This window comes from Actinoplanes oblitus, assembly GCF_030252345.1.
GTDB classification, from domain to species: domain Bacteria; phylum Actinomycetota; class Actinomycetes; order Mycobacteriales; family Micromonosporaceae; genus Actinoplanes; species Actinoplanes oblitus.
This window is the reverse complement of sequence record NZ_CP126980.1, coordinates 7,629,591-7,641,610: the sequence shown is the minus strand read 5'-3', so window position 1 is coordinate 7,641,610 and position 12,020 is coordinate 7,629,591. Positions and strand designations below refer to the sequence as shown.

Sequence of the window (12,020 nt, the reverse complement as noted above, 5' to 3'; positions counted from 1 at the left end):
ATCCTCGGCTGATCTCGTGGCGCTCCGTGGCGGAAAGCGCTTGCCGTCGTGTCCGGGTGCGTGCACCCGCTCCAACTCACGGTAATTATTCCCTGGTAGATCGCGTGATGACTGGGTCGATCTGGAGCCGGATAGGTACTAACATCCTCGCCGTCGATGGGGGATGCTCAGGGTCCGATGGCGGGCCCGGCTCGCCCAGCGTCGGACGCATGGCGGTGCGGTCCGGCGTTTCCTCGAAGCGCGCATGTGGGGGCACATGAGCACGACGGACCTGCCCGGTTCGGGGTTGCTCGCCGGCCGGTACCGGCTGGTCGAGCGGCTCGGCGCCGGCGGGATGTCAGTGGTCTGGCGAGGGTTCGACGAGGTGCTGGGGCGCCAGGTCGCGGTGAAGGTGCTGCCCCCGTCCACCAGCGCCGACCCGTCGTTCCGGCGGCGGCTGCGCGCCGAGGCCCAGGCCGCGGCACGGCTGAGCCACCCGCACATCACCAACGTGTACGACTACGGCGAGGCCACCACGGTCGACGGTGAGCCGGTGCCGTACGTCGTGATGGAGCTGGTCGACGGCGAGTCGCTGGCCGCCGTGCTGTCCCGGGTCCGCACCCTGCCGTGGGACGCCGCGGTGCGGATCAGCGCCGACGTGGCCGCCGCCCTGGCCGCCGCGCACGCCCGCGGCATCGTGCACCGCGACGTCACCCCGGCCAACGTCATGCTCACCTCGTCCGGCGCCAAGGTGGTCGACTTCGGCATCTCCGCCCTGATCGGGGAGAACGACACCGACCCGGACGGCAGCCTGCTGGGCACCCCGGCCTACCTGGCGCCCGAGCGGCTGGAGGGCGGCCAGGTCAGCCCGGCCACCGACGTCTACGCGGTCGGCCTGCTGATCTACCGGATGCTGATCGGCCAGCTCCCGTGGGACGTGGGCACCACCACCGCCCTGCTGCGCGCGCACCAGTACACCGAGCCCGAGCCGCTGCCCCCGGTCGACGGCCTGCCCGCCGAGGTGGACGCGCTGATCGGCCGCTGCCTGGAGAAACGTCCCGCCGACCGGCCACCCACCGCCGAGGTGGCGCACCTGCTCGCCGGGATCGCGGCGGGCACCCCGCCGGCCCAGGTGGGCGGCTTCCAGGCGGACTGGGCGGACAGCGGGGAGAACACCACGATCCTGCCGTCCGGCTATCCGTACGCCGGCATGGGCCCGGCCGCGGCCGCCGCCGACCCGGCGCCCAAGGCTCCACCGCTGCGCCCGGGCAGCGCCGCCCCGCCGACGCCGCCCCCGCCACCGGCCGCCCCGCTACCGGCGCGCAGCCCGAAACAGGTCCGGACCCGGCGCGTCCTGGTGGTGGCCGGCACCATCGCGGTGCTCACCGCCCTGACGTACGGGTGGAGCCTGGCCGCCCCGGGCGAGCCGGACGACCGTGCCAACGCGGTGGTGCCGGCCGGCCCCAGCGTGGTGGCCGCGTCCGGCAACTGCATCGTCAGCTACGCCGTCTGGTCGCAGCAGAACGGCCGGTTCAAGGCGCAGGTGACGGTCGCCAACCGGGGCGAGACGCCGGTCGAGGACTGGAAGCTCTGGTTCCTGATGAACGGTGACCAGGTGGTCAAGGGCAAGGGCGAGATCGATCTCGAGCAGAGCCAGCGGGCGGTCACCGTCAAGTCGCCCGGCCCGCTCCAGCCGCAGGAGAACACCACCCTGGAGATCACCGGGCGCTATGCCCAGAGCAACGCCGCCCCGATGGTGTTCCAGCTGAACGGCAAGAACTGCGAGGCGTTCGTGTCCAGCGAGCCGGGTGCGCCGTCCCGGCCGGTGGAGCACCTCTCCGACGGCACCACCCGGTTCGGCGCGCCGGCCACCGAGAGCACCCCGGAGCCGGGCATCTCGATCGACCCGGGCGGCATCGTGCACATCACGCCGACCACCACCAGCGCCGCGCCGGCCAAGCCCGGGACGCCGGGGGTCACCCCGACCGCCGGGGCGAGCAGCTCGTCGGCGCCGACCGGCAGCGGGATCGACAACGGCGGTCCGAGCAGCGGCCCGACCACCACCATCCCGCCGGAGCCGCACGCCTCGGAGGGGCCGTCGTCGCCGACGCCCACCACGCCCACCACGACCGAGACGACACCCACCCCGACCACACCGGTACTGCCGCCGAACGACGAACTCGACGGCGACGACACTACGACGTGATTGTCCGGCCCGGTGGTGGGTACAAGGGCTGGCGGCCGGTCAGTTGATCAGACCGGCCGCGGCAGCCGCCGGGGAGAAAAACCAGAAGTCGAACCGGCGACCACCGAGTTACGGTGAAACGAGAACGACAGGCGCTCTGCTTCCATCCGCCCGGGTTTCCGCACGGTCATCCACCCTGATGATCGTTGCCCGGATCGCGGTGTTTTCGCACGGCGTGGCTGCCGACCGGCACAGCTCTCGCGGCGATGATGAGCGAGGGTTGTCCACCGGACCAACAAGCAGGTCGTCGCAACGGGGAGTTCGACAATGATCAGCACTGTGAAGGATCTGGCCGCCGAGGCGCTGTTCGTCTCACACCTGCAGCCGTCCGAGTACCCGAGCCGCGCCGTCCTGGAGGAGGCGATCACCAGCATGATCCTCCAGTACGGCAGTGACGGATGCGCCGCCGGCGTGGCCACCGAGTTCGGTGACCATCCCGACGTGGCGGTCCGCCGGATGCGGTGGGTGCAGGACGAACTCGCCGAGGTCGTGGCCTGGCGCGCACCGGTGTGCCACTGAGGTTTTCTCTCCTGATGACGATCCGCATGGCCGTGGGCCAGGCGGATCGTCGTGCTTTGCCGCTCGGGTCGCCCCGACCTGAGGCTTTACGTGAAAAAACTCCACAAAAGCAACCGAGTTCGGGCCCCGCTGCACCCAACGGCGATCAGTGTTCTTCTCGTCAGCCGGCTTCACCAGCCGGTTCGTACGAGCGAGGAGGACTACGTGACCGTCACGACCGAACTCCCCGCCACCATCGGCACCCATCACGACGCGCCCTCCGCGCGCGACATCGAGGACCTGATCCGCGAACACATGCCGATGGTTGGCCATCTGGTCCGGGAATTGCTCAACCGGGTGCCCGGCCATGTCCACTCAGATGACCTCTCATCAGCCGGTTTCGCGGCGTTGCTCGGAGCGGCTCGCTCCTTCGACGTGACCCGCGGGATTCCCTTCCACCGCTTCGCCGCCGTCCGGATTCGCGGCGCGCTGCTGGATGAACTCCGGGGACAGGACTGGGCCAGCCGATCGGTGCGGGCGCGAGCACGGCGCGCGGCAACCGCTCGCCAGGAACTCACCGCCGCTCTCGGGCGCACGCCCAGCGACGCCGAGGTCGCCGAGATGCTCGGCATCGGGGTCTCCGAACTGGCCAGCGTCGAGGACGACGTGCAGAAGGCGTCGCTGCTGAGCCTGCAGGGCTTCCCCACCGGGGCGGCCGAGGAGATGGTGCCGGAGCTGTCCGAGGGACCGGAGGACCTGCTGCTCAAGCGGGAACGGCTGGGTTACCTGCATCAGGCCATCCAGGCGCTGCCCGAGCGGCTGCGCCAGGTCGTGGAGGAGTCGTTCTTGCAGGAGCAACCGCTCAGCGAGGTGGCGGCGCGGCTCGGCGTGACCGAGTCCCGGATCTCCCAGCTGCGCACCGAGGCGCTGCGCCTGCTGCGTGAGGGACTGAACAGCTCGCTCGCGCCGGAACTGCTGACCGTCGCCGCCGGCGGCCCGCGCACCCGGAAGGGCTGCCTGCAACGCCGGCGCACCGAGTACTTCGCGAAGGTGCAGCAGCAGGGCAACCTGCACACCCGGCTGGCGTTGACCGACAGTCACGGCGTACCGATAGCGGTTGCCGCGTAGCGAATCACATGCGGCGGAGGGCGGATCGCTTGCGGTCCGCCCTCCACCATGTCCGCGGCGCTTTCGGTACGGCGGTCAGCGGTCCCGCCGTTCCCGGTGCCGGGTGGGGGAGGATGTTCCGATGCGTGCCGTGGTTGTCGATACCGTCCGGGGCCGTCCGGAGGTTCGAGAAGTTCCCCAGCCCGTCGCCCCGCCCGGTGGGGTGGTGGTCCGGGTGCTGGCCACCGGGCTGTGCCGCAGTGACTGGCACGGGTGGGCCGGCCACGACGACGACATCGTGTTCCCGCACGTGCCCGGGCACGAGCTGGCCGGGGTGGTGGCGGAGGTCGGTCCGGGCGTCGCCGGCTGGGCCGCCGGTGACCGGGTGACAGTGCCGTTCGTGTGCGGGTGCGGGCGGTGCCAGTGGTGCCGGAGCGGGCAGGCACAGGTGTGCCCGGAGCAGGAGCAGCCCGGGTTCACGCACTGGGGATCGTTCGCCGAGTACGTGGTACTGCACGCCGCCGACACCAACCTGGTGGCCGTTCCGGACCAGGTGGAGTTCGCTACGGCGGCGAGTCTGGGGTGCCGGTTCGCCACGGCGTACCGGGGGCTGGCCGGGCGGGCCCGGGTTGCCGGAGGGGAGTGGGTGACGGTTGTCGGCGTGGGCGGGGTCGGGCTCAGCGCGGTGATGATCGCCCGGGCGCTCGGGGCTCGGGTGGTCGCGGTGGACCGGAATCCGGAGGCGCTGGCGGTGGCGGCCGGGATCGGGGCGGAGTACACCCTGCTCACCGGCGACCCGGTCCCGGACGATGCGGTGCGGCTCGCCGAGGGGCCTGTCGTGGCCGCTTCCGGCCCGTCCCCGGTTGCGGCCCGGCCGGTCTCGGTCGGTGACGGTCCGGGCGCCGTTGGCGGTCGGCTCGTTTCGGTCAGTGACGTGCCGGGCGCGGTCGCAGAGATCACCGGTGGCGGTAGCCACGTCACTGTCGACGCGGTCGGAAACGAGCGGGCCTGCGCCGACGCGATTCTCAGCCTGCGCCGGCGGGGGCGGCATGTGCAGATCGGGCTGCTGCCGCCGGTCGGTGGGCACCCGCGGCTGCCGATGTCGCGGGTGATCGGCTGGGAACTCGACGTGCTGGGCAGCCACGGGATGGCCGCCGCGGACTATCCGGCGATGATGCGGTTGATCGAGCAGGGCGTGCTCCAGCCGCAACGACTCATCGAACGCACCGTCGGCCTCGCTGAGGCGGCGGCGCTGCTGCCCGGATTCGATCAGGCCACGGTCGCCGGCATGACCATGATCGACCCGTCACGCTGATTGCCCCCTCGCCGGGCCCGACGGGCTCGGTTCCCCGGATCGCGGGTCACTGTCGCAGCCGCCGCCCACGGCCCGCTGCCGTCCCAAGCACCTCGGGCTGGTGCTCATGGTGGTGTCCCGCGCTCGGACAGGGCGCTCACGCCCAGCCGGGTGTCCTGGGCTGGTGCTCATGGTGGTGTCCGGGGCTGGGATAGGGCGCTCACGCCCAGCCGGGTGTTGTGGGCTGGTGCTCATGGTGGTGTCCCGCGCTCGGACAGGGCGCTCACGCCCAGCCGGGTGTCCTGGGCTGGTGTTGGTGGTGGTGTCCCGGGCTCGGACAGGGTGCTCACGGCCAGCCGGGTGTTGTGGGCTGGTGCTCGTGGTGGTGTCCGGGGCTGGGATAGGGCGCTCACGGCCAGCCGGGTGTTGTGGGCTGGTGTTGGTGGTGGTGTCCCGGGCTGGGACAGGGTGCTCACGGCCAGCCGGGGGATGCGCAGGGGGTCGGGCGGAGGGCGCATAGGGGATCCAGGGCGGCTCGGACGGCGCGGATGTCGGGGGCTACGGCGGTGGCCAGCACGCCGGGGCCGGCCAGGGGCATGATCGCGGCAGCCGCGACGGTGGGACTGGGACCAGGGGAATGCGGGACGGTGAGGTTCGGGACGGCTGCGGCGGGGCCGGCCAGCAGGAGGGTGCCGATGGCTCGGTGGGGGCCGAGGACGGCGGCGGCGTTCCAGCCGGGGGCGCGTGGGCCTACCGCCAGTTCGTGACGGTGGAGGGTGCTGCCGGCGTACCCGAAAAGGGTGTCGGCTATGACATCGCCCGGATCTTCGCCGTGGCGACCGCAGACCAGGTCGTCGCGCCACAGCAGGGAGCCGCCGGCCTCGACCGTGACCCGGGTGACGGCGATGTGGTCGCAGCCGGCCGCGGCGATCAGCGGCTCCGGGAGCCACCGCAGTGTGCCGCCGGCGGCGACCGTCGCGGTGATGGTCATCCGGGATGCCGGCGCCGGGCGGCCGGGCAGGGCCAGCTGGGCCGCGACGCTCAGTATCTCCAGCCACGCGCCCGGACCGACCTCGATGTCCAGCCGCAGGTCGTCGCCGCGCAGTGGGCCGGCCGCGCCGCCGATCAGGTGCATGGTCGGGCCGGTGGCCGTGCGGGGAACAGCTGCCGGGTGCGGGCCGGCCGCGCCGCCGATCAGGTGCACGGTCGGGCCGGTGGCCGCGCGAGGAACAGCTGCCCGGTGCGGGCCGGTCCGCCGGAGCAGGAGCGGGGACTGGCCGCGGAGCACGACCAGGCGGGTCCCGCCGTGCCCGTCGGCCTCGGCCACGACCCGCGCCTCAGCCTTCATTCCCATGCTCCACCAGCAGCTTCCTTTCGTTGTGGCGTCCGCGCCACGGACCCGCGTCGCCATCGGGCCGGAGCCGGGCACGCATGGCCGGGGTCGCGTGGGCTCCGGCGAGGGTGCGCCAGCGCACCTGGCGGTGTCGTGCCGGGCGGGGCACGCGCGGCCAGGGGGTCGCGTGAGCTCCGGCGGGGCGGGCGCCGCCGCCGGACCGTGGCCCGTCAGGCGGAGACGTGGGCTGCCACCAGGCCTCGGATCCAGTTCGCCACCGGGGTGGCGGCTCGGTCCTCGGTCAGGGACAGGAAAACGGTCGGCAGGTCGTGGCGGCGGGCTCGGGCGTCCCGGTCCATCACCGAGAGGTCGGCGCCGACCAGGGGGGCCAGGTCGGTCTTGTTGATGACCAGGAGATCGGCGGTGGTGACGCCGGGGCCGCCCTTGCGCGGCACCTTGTCGCCGCCGGACACGTCGATCACGAAGATCTGCTGGTCGATCAGGCCCTTGCTGAACGTCGCGGTCAGGTTGTCGCCGCCGCTCTCGACGAGCACCAGGTCGAGGGGGCCGAGGGACGCCTCCAGGTCCTCGACGGCGTCCAGGTTCGCCGAGATGTCGTCGCGGATGGCGGTGTGCGGACAGCAGCCGGTTTCCACCGCGCGGATCCGTTCGGCCGGCAGCACGCCGTTGCGCAGCAGGAAGTCGGCGTCCTCGGTGGTGTAGATGTCGTTGGTGACCACGGCCAGGCGCAGCTCCGCGCCCAGGGTCCGGCACAGCGCCGCGACCAGCGCGGTCTTGCCGGATCCGACCGGGCCGCCGATCCCGATGCGCAGTGCCCGCGCCCCGGCGTGCAGGGGAGCGTGCGGATCGACCCCCGGTTCCGGATGGGTGTGCGGAACCTCGTCGGGGCCGTGCTGGTGGGGCTGCGGGTGCCCCGGTTCGGGATGCCCCGGTTCAGGATGCCGCGGTTCAGGATGTTGCGGTTCAGGATGCAAAGAGACGCACCTCCCAGGTGGCGTGGTGTTCGGCGCCGATGTCGAGCAGTGGAGCGCCCGCGGCCGGCAGGTCGTCGACGGCGTCGCAGGACCGTGCGGCGGCGAGTGCCGCCACCCTGTCGCAGGCGGGTGCGAGGCGGGCCAGGAGCGCGTGCACCCCGTACGGATCGAGTCCCAGCAACCGGACCGCCGCGCTGGCCGGACCGGTGATCGTGCCGTGCGCCGCGGCGGTCGCGGCCTGGCCGGGTGTGAGCCCGGCGGCGGCCGCCAGCGCACCGAGCGCGACCGGTTGGTGCGGTTCCCGCCCGATGTCCGCCATCGGCCACATCGCCCGGCCGGCCCGCAGCAGCGCTCGGCCCTGCGCCCGGGAAGCCTTGCGCAGGGCCGGTGACGGCGTCCGCGCGTCGAGCCCGGCGTCCAGCTCGGCGAACCTCGCCGGGGAGCCGCACGCCGCGGCCGTGAACGCCGCCGCGACCAGCCCGCTGGTCGCCAGCTTCCCGCGCAGGAACCCGCCGAGGTCGTCGACGGACCGGACTCGGCCGGCCGCGACCTGCGCCTCCAGCCCGGCGGAGTGCGCGTGGCCGCCGGACGGCAGCCGGCCGTCGGCGAGCAGCAGGAGCGTCGCGAGACTCATCGGACAGCGCTCATCGGACCGGGCCCGTCAGAACAGGAAGTATCGCTGGGCCATCGGCAGCTCGGTCACCGGATCCGGCTCCACGACCTCGCCGTCCACGCGTACCTCGAAGGTGTCCGCCTTGACCTCGATCCGGGGCATCGCGTCGTTGAGCGGCAGGTCGGCCTTGCCGACCGAGCGGGTGTCACCGACCGGGACGAGCGCCCGCTTCACCCCGATCCGGTCGCTGAGCAGCGCGTCGATCGCGGCCGGGGCGACGAACGCGAGCGACGTCTGGGACGGGACCACCCCGAAGGAACCGAACATCGGCCGCGGCAGCATCGGCTGCGGCGTCGGGATCGACGCGTTCGCGTCACCCATCTGCGCGTACGCGATCATCCCGCCCTTGAGCACCAGCGCCGGGCGCACTCCGAAGAACGCCGGATCCCACAGGACCAGGTCGGCGAGCTTGCCGGGTTCGATCGAGCCGACCTGGCCGGCCATCCCGTGCGCCACCGCGGGGCAGATCGTGTACTTGGCGACGTATCGCTTGGCCCGGTTGTTGTCGGCGGACCCGTCGCCGGGCAGCGCGCCGCGCCGCGCCTTCATGACGTGCGCGGTCTGCCAGGTTCGCATGATCACCTCGCCGACCCGGCCCATCGCCTGGGAGTCCGAGCCGATCATCGAGATCGCTCCGAGGTCGTGCAGCAGGTCCTCGGCCGCCATGGTGGACGGCCGGATCCGGCTCTCGGCGAACGCCAGGTCCTCCGGCACCGCCGAGTTCAGGTGATGGCAGACCATCAGCATGTCGAGGTGCTCGGCCAGGGTGTTCTTGGTGTACGGCCGGGTCGGGTTCGTCGACGACGGCAGCACGTTGGGGTGCGCGGCCACCGTGATGATGTCCGGCGCGTGCCCGCCGCCGGCGCCCTCGGTGTGATAGGCGTGGATGGAGCGCCCGCCGATCGCCCGGATCGTCTCCTCGACGAAACCGGCCTCGTTCAGCGTGTCGGTGTGGATCGCCGCCTGTACCCCGGAGGCGTCACACACCTTGAGGCAGGCGTCGATGGCGGCCGGCGTGGTGCCCCAGTCCTCGTGCAGCTTGAAGCCGCCGGCCCCGCCGCGCAGCTGTTCCCACATCGACTCCTCGGACATCGTGTTGCCCTTGCCGAGCAGCAGCACGTTGATCGGGAAGGTGTCGATCGCCTCCAGCATCCGGGCCAGGTGCCAGGCGTTCGGGGTGACGGTGGTGGCCTTGGTGCCCTCGGCCGGGCCGGTGCCCCCACCGATGATCGTGGTGATGCCGGCGGCCAGGGCGGTGTCCAGGATGGTCGGGCTGATCAGGTGCACGTGGCTGTCGATTGCCCCGGCCGTGAGGATCTTGCCGTTGCCCGCGATGATCTCGGTGCTGGCGCCGATCACCAGGTCCGGGTGCACACCGTCCATGGTGTCCGGGTTGCCGGCCTTGCCGATGGCGGTGATCCGGCCGTCCCGGACGCCGACGTCCGCCTTGACGATGCCCCAGTGGTCGAGCACCACCACGCCGGTGATCACGGTGTCCGGCACGCCCTCGGCGCGGGTGGCCCGGGACTGGCCCATCGACTCGCGGATCACCTTGCCGCCGCCGAAGACCACCTCGTCACCGGGGTGCGGGCCGGCGCTGCGGTCCTCCTCGATCTCGATCAGCAGGTTGGTGTCGGCGAGCCGGATCCGGTCGCCGGCGGTGGGTCCGTAGAGCGCCGCGTAGCGGCTGCGGTCCAGGGAGGTCATGCGGCGTCCTCACTTCTCCGCGTGCCGGTCGGCTCGATCGTCGCGCGCCTCACCGGGGACTCCCGTTCGGCTGGGCCTCGCCGGTGTCCTCGTCCAGGGAGCCGGCGGGTTCGATGTCGGTCGGGTCGGGCTCGGCGGGTGGCGGGACGCGGTCCAGCACGCCACCGGCGAGACCGCGCAGCCCCGGCACGATCCGGTTGCCGGCCAGCGGGACCAGGACGACGTCGCGGGGCATTCCCGGCTCGAAACGGACCGAGGTGCCGGCCGGGATGCCGAGCCGGTGACCCCACGCCGCCTCGCGGTCGAACTCCAGTGCCGCGTTCGCCTCGGCGAAGTGGAAGTGCGAGCCGACCTGGACCGGCCGGTCACCGGTGTTGCGGACGGTCAGGTCCAGCTCCGGCCGGCCGGGGTTGATGACGATCTCGCCGTCGCCGAACAGGATCTCGCCGGGGATCATGCGATCGGCCCGTGCACGGTGACCAGTTTGGTGCCGTCCGGGAAGGTGGCCTCCACCTGCACCTCGGTCAGCATTTCGGGCACGCCCGGCAGTACGTCGTCGCGGGTCAGGACCCGGCGACCGGCATCCATCAGCTCGACCACGCCGAGTCCGTCACGGGCGCCCTCGAGCAGGAACGCCGTGATGATCGCGGTCGCCTCGGGGTGGTTGAGTTTCAGACCGCGCGCGCGTCGCTTCTGGGCGACGTCGGCCGCCACGTGAATGAGCAGACGTTCCTGCTCATGTCGGCTGAGGAACAAAGCACCTCCCTGGTCGCGCCCCGAGATGTTCGCATGTGGAGATTTCCGGCGGGTAACCCTCGCTGATCAAAACACGTCCGCACCGCTCATCCGGGCGGAAATGTGCGGGCTTCGGGCTCAGGAGTCGCCGGAGGGGCCGCCGCCGGCCGGCTCCGAGTTGCCCGGCTCCTCGCTGGTGGTGCCGCTGCCGCCGGGGTCCGCGCTGGTCGGCGGGGACGGGCTGCTGGGTGCGGGGCTGCGGGAACTGCGGCGGGTACGGGGAGTCCGAGGGCGGGTGGGCGGCGGGTTCTCCGCGGTGGGCGTACCGGAAATCGTCTTCGATGGGGTGGGTGCCGGACTCGGGCGTGGTGATCCGCTCGGCGGGGCGGGTGTGGGGGCCGGGGTCGTGGCGGGGGTGGCCGGGAACCAGTCGAACGGGTCGCTGACCAGCGTGACGGCGGCCGCTCCGGAGAGCGCGGCCAGCAGGACCGCCAGGACCGGCAGCAGGAGACGGGTCCGGGGTGGCCGGTCCAGGATCACCGCGGGCGGCGCGGGCGGAGCGGACTGGATGGCGACCGTGGCGCTCTCGGTCGCCAGCAGGCCGGCGGCGTCCGGACGGCCGCCGAGCGCGGACCGGGCGGCGCCGGCCAGCGCGGCGGCGGACGGGTGCCGGTCCGCCGGATCCTTGGCCAGCGCCCGGGCGACCAGGGCGCGGACCGGCTCGGGCAGGTCGCCGGGAAGCGGCTGCGGTTCCTCGGTGACGTGCCGGAGCGCGATCGAGACGGCGTCGTCACCCTCGAATGGCGGGTGGCCGGTCAGGCAGTGGTAGGCGACGGCGCCGAGGGCGTACAGGTCGGCGGCGGGACCGACGGTCGCCTTGGCCACCTGCTCCGGAGCCATGTAGCAGGCGGTACCGATCACGTTGCGCGCGCCGGTCAGGGTCACCGACAGGGCCGAGCGGGCCACCCCGAAATCGACCAGCACCACGTTGCCGTCCGGCTCGATGATCAGGTTGCCGGGGGTGACGTCGCGGTGCACGATGCCGGCCCGGTGCACCGCCTGCAGGGCCCCGGCCACCTGGGCCACCAGGGCCATCGTCTCGGCCGGGGAGAACCGGCCGCGCTCGGCGATCCGCCGGTCCAGGGGCTGCCCGTCGATCCGGGCCAGCACCAGGTAGGCGCCCTCGGCGGTGGTGCCGTAGTCGTAGACCGCCGCCACCCCGGGATGCCGCAGCGTGGCCATCGCCCGGGCCTCGTGCTCGAACCGCTGCTGGAAGGTCGGCTCGGCGGCGTGCTCGACCAGCAGCATCTTGACCGCGACCGGGCGGCCGAGCAGGGTGTCGGTCGCCCGCCACACCTCGCCCATGCCGCCCGCCGCGATCCGGTCGTCCAGCCGGTAGCGCGCGTTCAGCGCGTCACCGGCGTCGGGCATAGGTGACAGCCTATGCCTGGTTT

General features: G+C 72.8%; 11 protein-coding genes. 4 read left to right on the top strand and 7 right to left on the bottom strand.

All coding sequences use genetic code 11. From position 1 onward, the window contains the following. The first annotated feature begins 256 nt into the window (after positions 1 to 256). The 4 genes from Actob_RS33935 to Actob_RS33920 all read left to right on the top strand — a co-directional run bounded on the left by Actob_RS33935 (position 257) and on the right by Actob_RS33920 (position 5,144). A complete protein-coding gene (locus Actob_RS33935) occupies positions 257 to 2,185 on the top strand; it encodes a serine/threonine-protein kinase (protein WP_284915979.1) in 1,929 nt (642 codons plus the stop codon). 306 nt (positions 2,186 to 2,491) lie between these two features. Then, positions 2,492 to 2,743 (top strand): hypothetical protein, encoded by a 252-nt coding sequence (locus Actob_RS33930; RefSeq protein ID WP_284915978.1) that lies wholly within the window; start codon positions 2,492 to 2,494, stop codon positions 2,741 to 2,743. A gap of 204 nt (positions 2,744 to 2,947) precedes the next feature. Then, positions 2,948 to 3,850 carry a sigma-70 family RNA polymerase sigma factor gene (locus Actob_RS33925; protein WP_284915977.1) on the top strand — a complete coding sequence of 301 codons (903 nt, stop codon included), beginning with the start codon at positions 2,948 to 2,950 and terminating at the stop codon, positions 3,848 to 3,850. 121 nt (positions 3,851 to 3,971) lie between these two features. Beyond that, the gene (locus Actob_RS33920; RefSeq protein ID WP_284915976.1) at positions 3,972 to 5,144 is read left to right on the top strand and encodes an alcohol dehydrogenase catalytic domain-containing protein; all 1,173 of its coding nucleotides are present in this window, start codon (positions 3,972 to 3,974) and stop codon (positions 5,142 to 5,144) included. 451 nt (positions 5,145 to 5,595) lie between these two features. Here Actob_RS33920 and Actob_RS33915 read toward each other — a convergent pair whose 3' ends face one another. The 7 genes from Actob_RS33915 to Actob_RS33885 all read right to left on the bottom strand — a co-directional run bounded on the left by Actob_RS33915 (position 5,596) and on the right by Actob_RS33885 (position 11,997). Further along, on the bottom strand, positions 5,596 to 6,471 hold the full coding sequence (locus Actob_RS33915) for an urease accessory protein UreD (RefSeq protein WP_284915975.1): 876 nt from the start codon (positions 6,469 to 6,471) through the stop codon (positions 5,596 to 5,598). Positions 6,472 to 6,686: 215 nt separating this feature from the next. Beyond that, the gene (gene ureG, locus Actob_RS33910; protein ID WP_284922429.1) at positions 6,687 to 7,310 is read right to left on the bottom strand and encodes an urease accessory protein UreG; all 624 of its coding nucleotides are present in this window, start codon (positions 7,308 to 7,310) and stop codon (positions 6,687 to 6,689) included. Between the two features lie 130 nt (positions 7,311 to 7,440). Further along, positions 7,441 to 8,085, bottom strand: a complete 645-nt coding sequence (locus Actob_RS33905; protein ID WP_284915974.1) for an urease accessory protein UreF — start codon at positions 8,083 to 8,085, stop codon at positions 7,441 to 7,443. Positions 8,086 to 8,112: 27 nt separating this feature from the next. Then, on the bottom strand, positions 8,113 to 9,831 hold the full coding sequence (locus tag Actob_RS33900) for an urease subunit alpha (protein WP_284915965.1): 1,719 nt from the start codon (positions 9,829 to 9,831) through the stop codon (positions 8,113 to 8,115). A 49-nt stretch (positions 9,832 to 9,880) separates the two neighbouring features. Then, positions 9,881 to 10,288 (bottom strand): urease subunit beta, encoded by a 408-nt coding sequence (locus Actob_RS33895; protein WP_284915964.1) that lies wholly within the window; start codon positions 10,286 to 10,288, stop codon positions 9,881 to 9,883. Continuing rightward, positions 10,285 to 10,587, bottom strand: a complete 303-nt coding sequence (locus Actob_RS33890) for an urease subunit gamma (protein ID WP_284915963.1) — start codon at positions 10,585 to 10,587, stop codon at positions 10,285 to 10,287. The genes Actob_RS33895 and Actob_RS33890 overlap by 4 nt, the downstream gene beginning before the upstream one ends. A 117-nt stretch (positions 10,588 to 10,704) precedes the next feature. Continuing rightward, the gene (locus Actob_RS33885; protein WP_284915962.1) at positions 10,705 to 11,997 is read right to left on the bottom strand and encodes a serine/threonine-protein kinase; all 1,293 of its coding nucleotides are present in this window, start codon (positions 11,995 to 11,997) and stop codon (positions 10,705 to 10,707) included. Positions 11,998 to 12,020: the final 23 nt, after the last annotated feature.

Coding starts and splice junctions, on each gene's coding strand:
- Actob_RS33935 (WP_284915979.1), top strand. CDS start 257: ATGAGCACGACGGACCTGCCCGGTTCGGGGTTGCTCGCCGGCCGGTAC.
- Actob_RS33915 (WP_284915975.1), bottom strand. CDS start 6,471: ATGAAGGCTGAGGCGCGGGTCGTGGCCGAGGCCGACGGGCACGGCGGG.
- Actob_RS33885 (WP_284915962.1), bottom strand. CDS start 11,997: ATGCCCGACGCCGGTGACGCGCTGAACGCGCGCTACCGGCTGGACGAC.
- Actob_RS33920 (WP_284915976.1), top strand. CDS start 3,972: ATGCGTGCCGTGGTTGTCGATACCGTCCGGGGCCGTCCGGAGGTTCGA.
- Actob_RS33905 (WP_284915974.1), bottom strand. CDS start 8,085: ATGAGTCTCGCGACGCTCCTGCTGCTCGCCGACGGCCGGCTGCCGTCC.
- Actob_RS33900 (WP_284915965.1), bottom strand. CDS start 9,831: ATGACCTCCCTGGACCGCAGCCGCTACGCGGCGCTCTACGGACCCACC.
- Actob_RS33895 (WP_284915964.1), bottom strand. CDS start 10,288: ATGATCCCCGGCGAGATCCTGTTCGGCGACGGCGAGATCGTCATCAAC.
- Actob_RS33930 (WP_284915978.1), top strand. CDS start 2,492: ATGATCAGCACTGTGAAGGATCTGGCCGCCGAGGCGCTGTTCGTCTCA.